15 protein-coding genes are annotated in these 15,374 nt (G+C 47.2%); all 15 read left to right on the plus strand.

Going from position 1 to position 15,374, the window contains the following annotated elements; genetic code table 11:
* The first annotated feature begins 28 nt into the window (after positions 1–28).
* The 15 genes from ACFQ0C_RS26915 (at position 29) to ACFQ0C_RS26985 (ending at position 15,244) form a co-directional block, all read left to right on the plus strand.
* Positions 29–910 (plus strand): YicC/YloC family endoribonuclease, encoded by an 882-nt coding sequence (locus ACFQ0C_RS26915; RefSeq protein WP_379371222.1) that lies wholly within the window; start codon positions 29–31, stop codon positions 908–910.
* Between the two features lie 70 nt (positions 911–980).
* Complete coding sequence (gene remA, locus ACFQ0C_RS26920) at positions 981–1,241, plus strand: extracellular matrix/biofilm regulator RemA (RefSeq protein WP_009672664.1); 261 nt, start codon at positions 981–983, stop codon at positions 1,239–1,241.
* A complete protein-coding gene (gene gmk / locus ACFQ0C_RS26925; protein ID WP_258215193.1) occupies positions 1,231–1,851 on the plus strand; it encodes a guanylate kinase in 621 nt (206 codons plus the stop codon). The genes remA and gmk overlap by 11 nt, the downstream gene beginning before the upstream one ends.
* Entirely contained in the window at positions 1,852–2,067 is a 216-nt protein-coding gene (gene rpoZ, locus ACFQ0C_RS26930) for a DNA-directed RNA polymerase subunit omega (RefSeq protein ID WP_258215194.1), read from the plus strand.
* 63 nt (positions 2,068–2,130) lie between these two features.
* Positions 2,131–3,342, plus strand: a complete 1,212-nt coding sequence (gene coaBC / locus ACFQ0C_RS26935) for a bifunctional phosphopantothenoylcysteine decarboxylase/phosphopantothenate--cysteine ligase CoaBC (protein WP_379371225.1) — start codon at positions 2,131–2,133, stop codon at positions 3,340–3,342.
* 2 nt (positions 3,343–3,344) lie between these two features.
* Entirely contained in the window at positions 3,345–5,975 is a 2,631-nt protein-coding gene (gene priA / locus ACFQ0C_RS26940; protein ID WP_379371320.1) for a primosomal protein N', read from the plus strand.
* Between the two features lie 92 nt (positions 5,976–6,067).
* Positions 6,068–6,547 carry a peptide deformylase gene (def, locus tag ACFQ0C_RS26945; protein ID WP_258215196.1) on the plus strand — a complete coding sequence of 160 codons (480 nt, stop codon included), beginning with the start codon at positions 6,068–6,070 and terminating at the stop codon, positions 6,545–6,547.
* Positions 6,544–7,491 carry a methionyl-tRNA formyltransferase gene (fmt, locus tag ACFQ0C_RS26950; RefSeq protein WP_379371227.1) on the plus strand — a complete coding sequence of 316 codons (948 nt, stop codon included), beginning with the start codon at positions 6,544–6,546 and terminating at the stop codon, positions 7,489–7,491. The genes def and fmt overlap by 4 nt, the downstream gene beginning before the upstream one ends.
* 173 nt (positions 7,492–7,664) lie before the next feature.
* Complete coding sequence (gene rsmB / locus ACFQ0C_RS26955) at positions 7,665–9,071, plus strand: 16S rRNA (cytosine(967)-C(5))-methyltransferase RsmB (protein ID WP_379371322.1); 1,407 nt, start codon at positions 7,665–7,667, stop codon at positions 9,069–9,071.
* A gap of 100 nt (positions 9,072–9,171) precedes the next feature.
* Positions 9,172–10,254, plus strand: a complete 1,083-nt coding sequence (rlmN, locus tag ACFQ0C_RS26960) for a dual-specificity RNA methyltransferase RlmN (protein ID WP_258215198.1) — start codon at positions 9,172–9,174, stop codon at positions 10,252–10,254.
* Between the two features lie 8 nt (positions 10,255–10,262).
* Positions 10,263–11,042: a Stp1/IreP family PP2C-type Ser/Thr phosphatase gene (locus tag ACFQ0C_RS26965; RefSeq protein ID WP_379371230.1), complete on the plus strand. Its 780-nt coding sequence runs from the start codon at positions 10,263–10,265 to the stop codon at positions 11,040–11,042.
* A gap of 6 nt (positions 11,043–11,048) precedes the next feature.
* The gene (gene pknB, locus ACFQ0C_RS26970) at positions 11,049–13,340 is read left to right on the plus strand and encodes a Stk1 family PASTA domain-containing Ser/Thr kinase (RefSeq protein ID WP_379371232.1); all 2,292 of its coding nucleotides are present in this window, start codon (positions 11,049–11,051) and stop codon (positions 13,338–13,340) included.
* Positions 13,340–14,320, plus strand: coding sequence for a ribosome small subunit-dependent GTPase A (rsgA, locus tag ACFQ0C_RS26975; protein ID WP_379371234.1), 981 nt, complete (start codon positions 13,340–13,342; stop codon positions 14,318–14,320). The genes pknB and rsgA overlap by 1 nt, the downstream gene beginning before the upstream one ends.
* A gap of 2 nt (positions 14,321–14,322) precedes the next feature.
* A complete protein-coding gene (gene rpe, locus ACFQ0C_RS26980; protein WP_379371236.1) occupies positions 14,323–14,979 on the plus strand; it encodes a ribulose-phosphate 3-epimerase in 657 nt (218 codons plus the stop codon).
* A 7-nt stretch (positions 14,980–14,986) separates the two neighbouring features.
* Entirely contained in the window at positions 14,987–15,244 is a 258-nt protein-coding gene (locus ACFQ0C_RS26985) for a hypothetical protein (RefSeq protein ID WP_379371238.1), read from the plus strand.
* The last annotated feature ends 130 nt before the right edge of the window (positions 15,245–15,374 follow it).

Raw genomic sequence — 15,374 nt, forward strand, 5'->3', positions numbered from 1 at the left:
AATATAGGATAATGGATGTGAAAATGCGATGATTCGCAGTATGACCGGATTCGGACAAGCAAACCGCGCCTTTGCTGGCTATAGCGTGCAAATGGACCTGAAATCGGTCAATCATCGCTATTGTGAAGTCATTGTAAGGATGCCCCGCGAATGGTTAAAGTATGAGGATTTACTTAAACGCACCATTCTGGAGCGGATCAAACGAGGACGCGCAGATCTGTTCGTAACGATAGAACGCAGTTCTGCAGCGAATCAAACGGCAGAGTTGAATTGGACTTTAGCGGAAGCTTACCGCTCGGCGGCTGAGCAGCTGAAGGACAAATTTGGCCTGCATGAAGTGATGGAAGTGAAGGACTACTTGCGTATCCCTGATTTGATTTCCATTAAGGAAACGGTCGAAGTTACGGAAGAGGAAATTGAGTTTGCGCTTAAAGAGTGCGTAGGCGTAGCGGTTACACAGCTTCTTCATATGCGTGAAACGGAAGGTAGCCATTTATATGCGGACACTCTGCAGCGGATTGAAGCTACGGAATCCTTCCTTGAGCAAATCAAACGACTGGCTCCTCAAGCCGTGCTGGATTACACAGCTAAGTTGCGTTTACGCATACAGGAGCTGCTGCAGCAAACCGTTATTGATGAGGCGCGTTTAGCTACAGAGGTTGCGGTATTTGCTGAACGGGCCAATGTGGATGAAGAGATAACCCGTCTGCAAAGTCATCTTCAGCAATTCAAACAGCTGCTGGACTCTACGGAGCCGGTTGGGAGAAAATTAGACTTTCTTGTACAGGAAATGAACAGGGAAGTGAACACAATCGGATCTAAAGCTAACCATGCCGGTCTCACAGCACTTGTCGTGGAAATGAAGGCCGAGCTGGAGAAGATGAGAGAGCAGATTCAGAATATCGAATAGAAGGCTAATGAAAGCTAATGAATGCTTACGAGGCGGCTTTGTTGTAGCAAAGCCTGTGGGAGGAAAATAGATGGCTATCAAACTTATTAATATCGGTTTCGGTAATATTGTATCCGCAAATCGGATCATTTCTATCGTTAGTCCGGAATCGGCGCCGATCAAGAGGATCATACAAGAAGCACGCGACCGTCACATGTTGATTGACGCGACTTATGGACGCCGCACCCGAGCAGTGATTATAACCGATAGCGACCATGTGATTTTATCTGCGGTACAGCCTGAGACGGTGGCGCATCGACTTTCCAATAAGGACGATGATCATGACGAGTAGTGACAAGGGAATTTTGATTGTATTATCAGGACCTTCCGGAGTTGGTAAAGGTACGGTTTGTAAAGCACTTCGGGAATGTGCACCTGATTTAATCTACTCGGTTTCAGCTACGACACGTGCTCCTCGTGAGGGTGAAGTGGATGGCGTGAATTATTTCTTTAAGACAAGGGAACAATTTCAGCAGTTGATCCAAGATAATCAAGTTTTGGAATGGGCTGAATATGTTGGTAATTATTACGGCACACCTCGTAAGTTTGTTGAGGATACTCTAAACTCCGGCAAGGATATTATTCTGGAGATTGAGGTTCAAGGCGCTCTGAAAGTAAAGAAGTCGTTTCCGGAAGGTGTCTTTATATTTTTGTTGCCTCCGTCAATGGATGAGTTAGAAAGCCGTATCATTGGGCGGGGAACGGAATCGCAAGAAGCGATCCGTAGCCGGATGTCAGTAGCCATGGATGAAATTCGCATGATGGAGCATTACGATTATGCTATTGTTAACGATCATGTTGAGCATGCTTGCTCAAGTATCCAATCGATTATAGTAGCTGAGCATTGCCGCAAGGACAAAGTCGTAAGTAAAATAAAACAATGGATGGCAGAGGTGAAATAAATGTTATACCCTTCAATTGACAAGCTGTTAGATAAAGTGGATAGCAAATATTCGTTGGTTGTTGCCGCGGCAAAGCGTGCAAGACTGCTGCGTGATGGAGCAAAAACGGAGGTTCGTAACAGAGCTTCGTACAAGAATGTAGGACTTGCATTGGAAGAGATTTATGAGGAGCATATCTCTTACGAGAAGCTTCCTACCAAAGAAATCGTAAAGTAAGCTGTTCTACCAACAACCCTTGTGGTTGTTATTTTTTTCTCGACAATTGGGGGCGAAAAGGGAATGCTTCGAAATAAAACTATCGTTCTTGGCGTTAGCGGGGGAATTGCTGCTTATAAGGCAGCTGCAATTTGTAGTAAATTGGCTCAAGCAGGGGCTGATGTGCGCGTCATCATGACCGAATCCGCCACCCGTTTTATAGCACCTCTAACCTTTCAAACACTATCTCGGCACGATGTGATTGTGGATACATTCGATGAAAAGGATGCTGCCGTTGTATCGCATATTGATCTGGCGGATCGTGCGGACCTTGTAGTAGTAGCTCCGGCTACGGCCAATATTATTGGCAAAATGGCGCATGGTTTGGCCGATGATATGTTAAGCACAACCCTCTTGGCAACAACAGCTCCAGTACTTGTTGCTCCGGCGATGAATGTTCATATGTACGCCCATCCCGCAGTCCAGGCCAATATGGAAACTTTGGCCCGACGCGGGGTGTTATTTGTGGAGCCGGGAACCGGACAATTGGCTTGCGGATATGTTGGCAAGGGAAGGCTTGAGGAACCGGAGCAGATTGTAGAAGCGATTCACCGCTTTTTTATGGAGAAAGGGCAGCTGCGCGGCAAAAAAGTATTGGTTACCGCAGGTGGAACGGTTGAACGAATTGACCCTGTCCGCTATTTAACGAATGATTCGTCTGGTAAAATGGGGTATGCGATTGCGGAAGCCGCACGAAGTATGGGAGCGGAGGTAACACTTGTAACAGGAAAGGCTTCTTTGCCGGTTCCCGAAGGTGTGAAGGTAATCCATGTTGAATCTGCGCAGAACATGCTGGAGGCAGTTGTGGAAAGATTCCCTGATTCCGATATTGTAATTAAAGCTGCAGCTGTAGCCGATTATCGGCCTGCGGAGCGAGCAATGCAAAAAATTAAAAAAAATGAACAAGAAATGACCCTTACTTTGGTCAAGAATGAGGATATTTTACAAACCATTGGCAGGATGAAAAAGCATCAATACTTAGTAGGATTTGCAGCCGAAACTGAACGTATCGACGAATATGCGATGGGCAAGCTGTTGAAGAAAAATTGTGATCTGCTTGTAGCCAACGATGTTACGCAGGAAGGCGCAGGCTTCGGAACAGATACGAATGTCGTCCGATTGTACGATAAGAATGGCTTGGTAAAATCGCTGCCTATCATGACTAAACAGGGTGTAGCACGAGAACTGTTAACGCTCATTGCTGAACGGACTACGAAGGGAGAAGGGACGAACTAATGATGTATGCAAAAGTCATTGTGGATGTCCCTGCAAAACAAACAAACCGCGCGTTTGACTATTTTATACCGGAGAAATTGCGAGAATGGGTTATGGTTGGCAGCCGGGTAGGCGTTCCTTTTGGCCCAAGGAAGCTGCAAGGGTTCGTTGTCGGATTGCAGGATCATGTGGACTACGACCCGGCCAGAGTGAAGCCGATTGCTGAAGTAATGGATTTGTACCCGCCCTTAACACCTGATCTGGTTGAGTTAGCCAGTTGGATAAGCAGCACGTACTTATGCCACGAAATTACGGCACTGCAGGCGATGATACCTGGTGCCTTAAAGGCGAAATACGAACGGCATGTGAAAATTTCGGATACTATGGCTGGTAAGCACAATGATGAAAAGCACACCATAGGTCAACATTCGATGTTGCTGCCGGTGCAGGATGAAATCATTAGCTATGTCCGTGAAAAGGGATCGGTAGAAATCGAAACCTTACTGCAAAAGTTCGCTTCAGACGGTGGTTCCGTAAAGCAGCTGATGCTGGAGGGTGCTTTAATTGAGGTTCAGCTGATCAAAGACCGGATGGCTACCAAAAAGATATTGACGGTTATTCCCCATGAGGAGCCTTCGCAGCTATTGGAATGGGCGGAGCAGCTGCCGGGAAGATCGGCCAAGCAAAAGGAAGTGCTTCAATACTTTGCGGAACGGCCATACCCGATTAAGCTTAGTGAGCTATTAAATGAGCTTAGCATAAGCGCGAGCACAGTCAAAGGATTGGCGGATAAAGGCTGGCTGGATATACAAGAGGTTGAAGTGTTCCGTGATCCCTATGCGGAGCGTTACTTTCGCAGAACGGAACCACTGCCGTTAATGCCGGAGCAGCAGCAAGTATTCGATCGAATTTCACAGGCTGTTCTGGATGTCAGGCATCAAGTATTTTTGCTGCAGGGAGTGACTGGAAGCGGTAAGACGGAGGTATACCTGCAGTCGATTCAAACCTGTCTGGATCAAGGCCGCGAGGCAATCGTGCTGGTTCCTGAAATATCCTTGACGCCGCAAATGGTTGAGAGGTTTAAAGGCCGTTTCGGCAATTTGGTAGCTGTATTACACAGCCGACTATCTCCTGGTGAGCGATACGATGAATGGCGCAAAATAATGCTCAAGCAGGTGAGCGTTGTAATTGGTGCGCGTTCGGCTATCTTTGCCCCCTTTACCCGAATCGGGTTGATTATCATAGATGAGGAACATGAATCCTCTTACAAACAAGAGGAGAGCCCCAAATATCACGCACGCGATGTAGCCGTTGCTCGTGCTGGACAGCATCAGGCTGTAGTAGTGCTAGGCTCGGCTACACCATCGCTTGAAAGTATGTATGGGACGATGCGAAAGAATACGGATAGAGCTTTGGAGCAAATGTCGACGGCAGCGGGTAAAAGCTATACTGCAGCCGCCAAATCCGATTCGGCAGCTAGAGGTTCTATTACAGCTGCAACAACCTCCCAAGCTGCAGGAAGTGGCACTATTCAACAGCAGGCAGCTCCATTCGAGCTGCTCACCATGAATAATCGCGTTGAGGGGCGTCCCCTTCCTCGTGTGCATATCATTGATATGAGAGAAGAGCTTCGGGAGGGAAACCGCTCGATGTTCAGCCGTTCCTTGTATAAAGCGATCGAAGAACGGTTACACAAGAAAGAGCAGATAGTTTTGCTGCTGAACCGCCGCGGTTATTCAACCTTTGTGATGTGCCGCACATGCGGATATGTTGCACAGTGTCCCCATTGTGATATTTCCTTAACCTATCACCAAAGCTCGCGCGCCATACGCTGCCACTATTGTGGTTATGCTGAACGTGAGGTGACCGTTTGTCCAAGCTGTACCAGCGAGCATATCCGTCACTTTGGCACAGGAACACAGCGGGTGGAGGAAGAATTGAGCAAGCTGTTCCCCGGAATCCGGGTAATCCGTATGGATGTAGATACAACAACCGAGAAGGGTTCCCATGAGAAATGGTTGACCATGTTCGGGAATCGTCAGGCTGATCTTCTGTTAGGTACACAAATGGTAGCTAAGGGACTTGATTTCCCCCATGTTACATTGGTGGGAGCATTAGCGGCTGACACGGTGCTTAACCTGCCCGATTTTCGTGCTGCAGAACGGACATTCCAATTGCTTACGCAGGTAGCAGGAAGGGCTGGACGGCATGAGCTGCCAGGAGAAGTATATGTACAGACGTATGCCCCGGAGCATTACAGCATTATTAGCGCCAGCAGACATGACTACAACAGTTTTAAGGATAAAGAAATGACGCTTCGTAAATTCCACGAATATCCGCCATTTCATCGGCTTATATTGATCACTTTATCGCATGAACAAATACCGTTGCTTATGAGGACGGCAGAAGCGTTGGCAGCAAGGCTGAAGGAGCTTGCCCAGGCACTGGCTCCGCTCCCGATAGAAATTTTGGGCCCTGTGGCATCGCCAATTGCCCGCATCAAGGATAGATATCGGTTCCAATGCATGATAAAATATCGGGGTGAAGCTTCCATTTCGGGTCTTGTACAGCAAGCTGTCGCATCGTTTGAAGATGTGGAGAGACAGCATAAGCTGACGATTAGTATCGATGTTGATCCGCAGGTATTAATGTAAAGCTTAACTCTTTTTATGGGAATCTATTATTTGTTCTATTCATAACAATTTATTTTATTGAACTTCGTCTCTAAAGAAAGGTGTGTTAATAAATGGCTATTAAAATTATTGTAAAAGATCCCGATCCAGTTTTGCGTGAGAAGTGCAAGCCTGTAACCAAAATTAATTCAAACATCCATAAGCTTCTGAATGATATGGCCGATACGATGTATGATGCGGAAGGTGTAGGCTTGGCTGCGCCACAGATCGGCATTCTGAAACGTGTTATTGTAATGGATGTTGGGGATGAGAAGGGATTGATCGAGTTGATTAATCCTGAAGTCATCGAAACCGAAGGTGAGCAGTTTGGTCCTGAAGGCTGCTTGAGCATTCCTGGTATGAACGGTGATGTTCGCCGTGCGCTTCGGGTAGTTGTGAAAGGACTCGACCGTGACGGTAATGAAATCGTCGTAGAGGGTACGGAGCTGCTGGCACGATGCATTTTGCATGAAGTGGACCATTTGAACGGGGTGCTGTATACAGACCTGGCAGATAAGGTATACCGGGTTGATCCTAAGGGCGGTGAAGCATGAGAGTAGTTTTTATGGGCACACCGGAATTTGCCGTGCCTTCTTTACTTGTTTTGCTGGAAAGCGGAGTGCAGGTGGTCGGGGTTGTAACTCAACCAGACCGACCTGTCGGACGCAAGCGGGTTTTGACTCCTACACCGGTTAAAGCGGCTGCAGAGCAGCGCGGTATTCCCGTGCTCCAGCCGGAGCGGCTGCGCCGTCCTGAGTCGGTTGAGGCATTGAGAGCGCTGGAGCCTGATTTGATTGTGACTGCAGCATACGGGCAAATATTGTCCAAGGCCGTGCTGGACATTCCGAAGCTGGGCTGCATTAATATTCATGCCTCCTTACTGCCTCAGTACCGTGGAGGCGCACCTATCCACTATGCTGTCATGAACGGTGATGCGGTGACGGGTGTGACTATCATGTACATGGCAGAAGGATTAGATACTGGAGACATGATTAGCCGTGTGGAGGTTCCCATTGAGGATACGGACACAACGGGCTCTATGTTTGATAAGCTTAGCATCGCAGGAGCTCAGCTGTTAAAGGATACGCTGCCGGAGCTTCTGGCAGGCGATGTACAAGCAGCAGCACAGAATGATGCGGAGGCGGTTTATTCACCGAATATAAGCCGTGAGCAGGAGCTAATTGATTGGAATCAGCCGGCGTTATCCATATGGAACAAGGTGCGTGGCTTAAATCCGCGTCCAGGTGCCTATACAATATGGAACGGAGATGTATTAAAAATTTGGTCCTGCGCAAAGCCGGGTTCCATGGATGCATCTGCCGGACAAGCGAGGCGGGCTGCCGGTACTGTCGTTGCTGTGAGCGAAGCAGGCGTACAGGTAGAAACGGGAGAAGGGCTGCTGACCATTACAGAGCTCCAGCCTGCCGGTAAGAAGGCGATGGACGCCGGGCAGTTTGCACGGGGCGGCCAATTGACGCCTGGAACGGTTCTCGGTTAAATAAATAACTGTAACCGGAATCGGGGAAAGAGAGCAGGAGGCCATACAAGTTGAATAACGGCATCGGAAAAGACAACATAAAGGAAAACAAACAAGGCGGCAGTGCTAACGGAAGATCTGGTGATTCGAACACAGTGACCAAACAGCCTGCGAAGAAAAGAAAAAGCGACGCCATGAATGCAGGCAAAGGTCGTCAAAGCGGCCATAGTTCTAACCCGAAAGCAGCAGATAAGCGCAGTGGCGGAGGTAACCCGGCCAGTTCAAATGGAAGCAAGCTAAAAGGCGGCGCGAGAGAAGCTGCACTGGATGTGCTGCTTAGGATTGAGCAGGATCGTTCTTACAGTAATTTGCTGCTGCATCAAGTTTTACTCAAATATAATTTGGATAAACCGGATGTCGGTTTAACTACCGAAATCGTATATGGCACAATCCAGAGATTGAATACGATTGATTATTTTTTAGGACGGTTTGTTGCAAAAGGAATGGCAAAGCTTGAACCATGGGTTCGCAGCTTGCTAAGACTCAGCTTCTATCAAATTTATTACCTGGATCGCATTCCTGATCACGCTGTCGTTAATGAAGCTGTCAATATGGCCAAGCGCAAAGGGCATCAAGGGATCTCAGGGATGGTTAATGGAGTGCTGCGCAACATCATCAGACAAAAGGACAGCTTGCAGCTTCCAGCTGACCTGCCGCCTGCAGAGCGGATCGCTTTGACCCATTCCCATCCGGAATGGCTTGTACGTCGCTGGATAAGCCAGCTGGGTGAAGTCCGGACGGAACAAATTTGCGAAGCTAATAATGTTCCGCCTCGAGTCAGTATACGGGTCAACACGCTGAAGCAGAGCCGCAGTAAGCTGATTGAGCTTCTGCAGCAAGCGGGTCTTGAGGCAGAAGCATCTGAATTGGCACCCGATGGCGTTATCGTCAGAGGGGGCGGCAACATGGCCTTGACATCCTGGTATGCGGATGGATTATTTTCTATCCAGGATGAGAGCTCGATGCTGGTTGCGCTCAGTCTTGATCCTCAGCCAGGAGAAAAAATATTGGATTGCTGCGCAGCGCCCGGTGGTAAAACGACACATATAGCTGAGAAAATGGGAGATCGCGGCGAGCTATGGGCTTGCGATATTCATGAACATAAAGAGAAGCTCGTTCAAGAGCAAGCAGAGCGGCTGGGTCTTAGCTCGGTGCATACGGTTGTCACTGATGCACGCAAGCTGCGGGAGCAATTTGCCGAGCAAAGCTTTGACCGCATCCTGCTGGATGCTCCTTGCTCAGGGCTTGGTGTAATCCGGCGTAAGCCTGATATGAAATGGAACAAAAGTGAACAGGAAATAGAAGGAATCTGTGTAATTCAACACGAGCTTCTGGAACATATTCATTCGCTGCTCCGTCCAGGAGGTGTGCTTGTATACAGCACATGTACACTGGAATATAACGAGAACGAGGGCATGGTTAAACAGTTTCTGAAGGCACATCCTGAATTCGAATGGGACCAGCCTCAGCCGCTGCAAATCTATCCATATGAATATCATTCCGACGGCTTCTTTATAGCCAAGCTGCGTAAACGAGCGTAAATAAAAGAGATATGGTAAAATCTAATCTATGTGCAGTGATAAACGACATTTCGTAGATTTATTACTGTACTCCAATTGATAAAGCGGGTTGTGATAAATAATGGAATTGACAAAACAAAAAATGTATAAGCCTGATAAACCTTATGTATACGATCTGACTTTGGAGCAATGGCAGGAATGGGTCAAAGATAATAATGAGTCAGGCTTCCGTGCCGGACAAATTTTTGACTGGCTGTATGTGAAAAGAATATCAAGCTTCGAAGAGATGACGAATCTGCCCAAAACTCTTCGAGATAAACTAGCGCAGCATTTTGATTTCGTCACCTTGGAAGAAGTTGCTAAATATGAATCAAAGGATGGTACGGTGAAGTTTTTGTTCGAGCTGTCTGACAAAAACGCCATTGAGACTGTCATCATGAAGCATAGCTATGGTAACAGCGTCTGTGTAACCACACAGGTAGGCTGCCGAATCGGCTGCACCTTTTGTGCGTCTACATTGACCGGACTAAAGCGAAATTTAACTTCAGGTGAAATTATTGCACAGGTGGTTAAAGCCCAGCAGCTGTTGGATGCGTCTAATGAACGCGTTAGCAGCATCGTTATTATGGGGATCGGCGAGCCGTTTGAAAATTATGACGCCATGATGGCTTTTCTGAAGGTTATGATTCATCCTAAAGGTCTGAATATCGGTCAACGCCACATAACCGTTTCTACAAGCGGTATTGTACCGAACATATACAGATTCGCCGATGAGCAAACACAGATTAATTTGGCAATCTCTATTCATGCACCTAATGATACGCTGCGTTCTAAGCTGATGCCGGTCAACCGACGGTTTCCTTTTGCTGATTTAATTGAAGCTTGTCAATATTATGTGGCCAAAACCGGTCGAAGAATTACGTTTGAATATGCTTTGATGGGTGGGGTTAATGACCGTCCCGAGCATGCAGAAGAACTGGGGCAAGTGCTTAAATCCTTTCCAATGGCTCACGTCAATTTAATTCCGGTAAACTACGTATCCGAGCGCGACTATGTAAGGACACCCAGGGACGATATTTTTACATTCCAGCGTATATTGGAGCGTAACAAAGTTAATGCGACGATACGAAGAGAACAGGGAAGCGATATAGCGGCAGCCTGTGGGCAGCTGCGTGCAAAGCATATGGAGTCAGGTGCGAGGTGAGGAGAACCATGATCAAAACGGCCAGTCAAACGGATATCGGAAAAGTCCGAATGGTCAATGAGGACCGAGCGGTTGTGCAGGAGAATTTGAACGGCTTCGTATTGGCCATAGTTGCAGATGGAATGGGCGGCCATCAGGCCGGAGACATCGCGAGCCAAATTGCGGTTGATGTTATTTATTCGGAATTGCAAGCAATTCCACAAAGTCCGACTGTCGAGGAACGGAAAACCCTCTTGAAATCGGCGGTAGAGCTTGCGAACGAGAAGATTTTCGCTTTCGCCGCCGAGCGAGAAAGCTATCATGGTATGGGGACTACCGTTGTAGCGGTATTGGCGGACGACAGCTCAGTTGTAGTTGGGCACATAGGGGACAGCCGCGCCTATCAAATAAATGTTCAAGGCATCGAGCAGATTACAGAGGATCATTCTCTTGTGAATGAATTGGTTAAAAGCGGCCAAATCACCCGTGAGGAAGCAGGAAATCACCCTAGACGCAATGTTTTGACTCGAGCTCTAGGGACAGAAGCAACAATTGAAGTGGATGTAAGGGACTTGTCTTGGAATCAAGGCGATATTTTACTTTTATGCAGCGATGGCCTAAGCAGTCTTGTAAGCCCTGACCAATTACTTGCCGTTGTTAATGGGGACGGGCTTCTGGAAAGCAAGGCACAACGGCTTGTTAATGAGGCGTTGGAAGCTGGCGGTGATGATAATATTACCCTTGTGCTTGTCAGTAATGGTTTAGGTGATTCAGAGGATAATGCACATTTTGACGGCGAAGAGAGGTGATGATGAATGATAGGTAAGCAGCTGGGAGGACGTTATGAAATACTTGAGCGTGTTGGCGGCGGCGGGATGGCAATTGTTTATAAGGCACTCGATATATTACTACATCGCCATATTGCTGTTAAAATTCTGCGTTCGCAGTATGTACATGACGAGGAATTCATCCAGCGGTTCCGGCGTGAAGCCCAAGCCGCGGCATCGCTGTCCCACTCCAACGTAGTCAGCATATATGATGTTGGTCAGGAAGAAGATATCCATTATATTGTTATGGAATATATAGAAGGCACTACTTTAAATGAACTTATCAAGGAAAAAGCGCCGCTGCAGGTGGAGGAAGCCGTCCATTTCGCCAGCCAAATTTGTGATGCGCTTGATCACGCCCATCATAATCAAATCATTCATCGTGATATTAAACCTCATAACATCTTAATCGGCAAAAATGGCAGAGTGAAGGTTACGGATTTTGGTATTGCGCGTGCCATCACTTCATCTACAATAACCCAAACCGGCTCTGTTGTCGGTTCGGTCCATTATTTTTCACCTGAGCATGCCAAAGGAACCTTTACTGGTGAGCAATCAGATCTTTATTCACTCGGCATTGTAATGTATCAGATGCTTACAGGTCGGCTGCCTTTTTTGGGAGAAAGTCCGATAAGTGTGGCATTGAAGCATTTACAGGAGGAAGTGGAGGAGCCCCGCAAGGTCAATCCTCTTATTCCGCAAAGCGTGGAAAATATTATTTTGAAAGCCATGCGTAAAAATCCGGCGGAGCGTTACCGTACGGCCAAACAAATGCTGGATGATTTGGATAGCTGTCTGCTTCCGCATAGACGCAATGAAGCTAAAATCAATTTCATGGACGATGATGAACTGGATGAAGAGAAAACGCGTGTTATTCCTGCAATCCGTCCAGACCAGTATTCGCTCTCAGCCGGAGATAGGGATGTCAGCCCCACAAGAGATGCTGAGGAGCCTCAAGAAAAAAAGAAAAACCGCTGGGTAAAGCCGCTAATATGGATTATCGTTCTATTGCTGGTACTCGGCGGAATGTGGTACATGGTAGGAGTAGTGAAAGCTAAGTTCGTTATTCAAGAGGTTGAAGTGCCGTCGGTTGTTACAAAGCCGATATCCGAAGCCCAGGCTATACTGAAAGCAGCCAATCTGGAGTCTGAGGTCATTTTTGAAAATTCCAAGGATGTGCCCAAAGATGTGGTCATTCGGCAGGATCATTTGAACATGAAGCTCAAGATTCATTCTAAAGAAACCTTGTATGTTAGCAAAGGTGTTGAAAAGCTGAAAATGCCGGGTGTCACTGGCAAGAAGCTGGGGGATGCCAAAATGGCGATTATGGCACTTGGCATAACAGAAGACAGAATTAAGCTGAAGCCGGAATTTGTGAATGAAGAACCTGAGACCGTTATTTTACAAACGCCGGCATTGAATGATGAATTGGATCCAGCCACTGCTGTTGTCATGTTAACGGTAAGCAAGGGGAGAGAAACGTTCAAAATGCCCGATTTAGAAGGATTGAGTGAATCAGAGGCCAAATCCCGGATTACCGTCAGCAATTTGAAACTTGCTCAGGACGGCATCAATGTAGAAGCAAGCTATAAACAGCCTAAGGGTAAGGTAATTACGCAATTCCCTTACAAATACAATGATGAGGTTTCACCAGGAGCCGAAATCAAGCTGATCATAAGCTCCGGACTGCCGGAAGAAGCAGGGCCTATGAAGATTGCCGTGCCGATCAAGCCGTCGAAGGAAGGTAAGGAAACGACCGTTAAGCTTGTATTGTCTGATGCTCAATATGAAAACTTTGAATATAAAACGATTACCAAAGTGACCAAAGCAAGTACAGTCGATGTAAGTCTGGTTGTAGCACCTGATAAGCGAGCTGTCATCCAGATCAAGCAGGACAATGTACTGGCTGATATGATAACCGTTACCTATGATGATTTTATCGCTCAGAAGAACGGCAAGCCGTTTAATCCTATTCCCGCCGGTTCATCAGGAACAACGACACCGGGCACTCCGACACCTGGTACTCAACCTCCTGGCACCACAACGCCTGGAACGACTGTGCCGGGCCAAACTACTACACCTGGAGCAGGCACAACACCGGGGACGAAACCACCAGCCAATTCAGGAGGGAATCCTGGTACCGGTACGGGTAATCAAGGAACGCAAGGAACTCAGGGATCACAAGGGACACAAGGAACACAAGGAACACAAGGAACGCAACCACCAAATCCAGCAAACGCCACACCGGGTTCTGGCACCGGCACAGGAGGCAGAAGCTAATGCCACATGGTCTTATTGTAAAGGCTCTAAGCGGTTATTATTATGTGCTGCCTGAAGATGGGGAAAATATGATGTCGGTCCAATGCCGGGCTCGAGGAATTTTTAAGAAACGCGGAGAGTCCCCGCTGGTAGGGGATCGGGTGCTCTATGGATTGACTGAAAATGGTGAAGGCACCGTAGATGAAATTTTACCGCGCACTTCTGAGCTGGTCCGCCCACAGGTTGCTAATGTGGAGCTGGCTGTCCTGGTATTTGCCGTGCAGGAGCCTGCATTGAATTTGCAGCTGCTGGATAAATTTCTGGTGCACACGGAAAGCGCCGGTTTGGAGACCATTATTTGTTTGACCAAACAGGATTTAATTTCAGTCGATGAAGCCGTTCATCCAGATACACAACAGCAATCCCAAGTGTGGAGCGGATCTAATTCCAAGTCCGGATCAGTCGTGGCTGCTGAGACTAGCAGTATGAGCCTTATAGTTCAATTATATGAGAAGGTTGGGTACCAAGTTGTCGTAACCAGTGCCAAAATGGGCATTGGGATCCAACCGATTCTTGAGAGGCTTTCCGGTCGAATCAGCGTATTCGCCGGTCAGTCTGGTGTCGGCAAATCTTCATTGCTGAATGCTATGGTGCCCGGATTGCAGCTAGAAACAAACCAAATCAGCATGAAGCTTGGAAGAGGAAAGCACACGACTCGTCATGTGGAGTTAATTCGTTTGCAAAATGGCGGGCTTGTTGCGGATACTCCAGGCTTTAGCCAGCTTGATTTTGCACAAGTTGAGGAAGCCGAAGATCTAAGCTCATGCTTCAAGGAATTTCGGACCTACGCAGCTGAATGTAAGTTCCGCGGCTGCCAGCATCAGCACGAGCCTGGGTGTAAAGTTATTGAAGCCAAGGAGCAGGGAGAAATTGCTGAATCCCGCTACGATCATTATTTGCACTTTCTTACAGAAATTAAAGAGAGAAAAAGGAGGTACTGATTATGCTTAATATAGCACCGTCTATTTTGTCGGCAGATTTTTCAAAGCTAGGTGCTGAAATAGCCGATGTGGAACGTGGAGGTGCCGATTGGATTCATGTGGATGTTATGGATGGACAATTTGTTCCAAACATAACGATCGGCCCGTTGGTTGTGGAGGCCATCCGTCCCCATACGGCCCTCACATTGGACGTTCATCTGATGATTGAGAATCCGGATATCTACATACCTGCTTTCGCTAAAGCTGGAGCCGACTTGATCTCTGTACATGTTGAGGCTTGCCGTCATCTGCATCGCACGCTTCATTTAATAAAAGAGCAGGGTATTCAAGCGGGTGTCGTATTAAATCCTGCTACCCCTTTATCAACGATTGAGTACGTAATGAATGAATCCTTGGACCTTGTTCTCATTATGACAGTCAATCCTGGATTTGGGGGCCAGCAGTTTATTGCTGGAATGCTGCCGAAGATTGCCAAGCTTCGAGAAATGTTGGATGAGCGCGGCTTGCAGCATGTACACATTGAGGTTGATGGCGGGATTAATGCCCAAACAGCAAGACAAGTGGCTGCGGCCGGGGCTAATGTACTGGTAGCGGGGAATGCCGTATTTAACCAACCGGATCGAGCGGAAGCAATACGGCATATTCGCGGCGAGGTGTGAGACGGCTATGAGATTTCTGACCGTGCTAGGCTTTAGTCTGCTTTGTGCTGGTATGTTGACGCTTTTTTCACAAATTCAGGACTTATTAAAATATCTATTTTCTTTAGGAGCTCTATATACAGGAGTCCAGTTTTTTAAAAGATATGATAGTCGTGGTATGCGGATTGCTTTTGTTGTGAGTACCATTGTGTTATATTTCCTCTTTGCCGTTATTTATGCAATATATCTCACAATTCAAGCGGGCACATTGCCTCCTTCAGTTTAACGAACATTCATGTCCATGCACGTTCATAAATCAGCTTTCAGCTGCATAATATGGTTACAAAAGTTCCGGCTTTTGTAGCCTTTTTGTTTTTTGGGGCTCGATTAGAATGGATAGGCACGTTTTGAAAATA

The sequence above is a fragment of the Paenibacillus sp. GCM10027630 genome, assembly GCF_042676305.1.
Lineage (GTDB): Bacteria > Bacillota > Bacilli > Paenibacillales > NBRC-103111 > Paenibacillus_S.

Bases quoted from the DNA above. Each gene is read 5' to 3' on its own strand.
- ACFQ0C_RS26965 (WP_379371230.1), top strand. From the start codon at position 10,263: ATGATCAAAACGGCCAGTCAAACGGATATCGGAAAAGTCCGAATGGTC.
- ACFQ0C_RS26915 (WP_379371222.1), top strand. From the start codon at position 29: ATGATTCGCAGTATGACCGGATTCGGACAAGCAAACCGCGCCTTTGCT.
- rsgA (WP_379371234.1), top strand. From the start codon at position 13,340: ATGCCACATGGTCTTATTGTAAAGGCTCTAAGCGGTTATTATTATGTG.
- pknB (WP_379371232.1), top strand. From the start codon at position 11,049: ATGATAGGTAAGCAGCTGGGAGGACGTTATGAAATACTTGAGCGTGTT.
- rsmB (WP_379371322.1), top strand. From the start codon at position 7,665: ATGAATGCAGGCAAAGGTCGTCAAAGCGGCCATAGTTCTAACCCGAAA.
- rlmN (WP_258215198.1), top strand. From the start codon at position 9,172: ATGGAATTGACAAAACAAAAAATGTATAAGCCTGATAAACCTTATGTA.
- ACFQ0C_RS26985 (WP_379371238.1), top strand. From the start codon at position 14,987: ATGAGATTTCTGACCGTGCTAGGCTTTAGTCTGCTTTGTGCTGGTATG.
- priA (WP_379371320.1), top strand. From the start codon at position 3,345: ATGTATGCAAAAGTCATTGTGGATGTCCCTGCAAAACAAACAAACCGC.
- coaBC (WP_379371225.1), top strand. From the start codon at position 2,131: ATGCTTCGAAATAAAACTATCGTTCTTGGCGTTAGCGGGGGAATTGCT.
- rpe (WP_379371236.1), top strand. From the start codon at position 14,323: ATGCTTAATATAGCACCGTCTATTTTGTCGGCAGATTTTTCAAAGCTA.
- gmk (WP_258215193.1), top strand. From the start codon at position 1,231: ATGACGAGTAGTGACAAGGGAATTTTGATTGTATTATCAGGACCTTCC.
- fmt (WP_379371227.1), top strand. From the start codon at position 6,544: ATGAGAGTAGTTTTTATGGGCACACCGGAATTTGCCGTGCCTTCTTTA.
- def (WP_258215196.1), top strand. From the start codon at position 6,068: ATGGCTATTAAAATTATTGTAAAAGATCCCGATCCAGTTTTGCGTGAG.
- rpoZ (WP_258215194.1), top strand. From the start codon at position 1,852: ATGTTATACCCTTCAATTGACAAGCTGTTAGATAAAGTGGATAGCAAA.
- remA (WP_009672664.1), top strand. From the start codon at position 981: ATGGCTATCAAACTTATTAATATCGGTTTCGGTAATATTGTATCCGCA.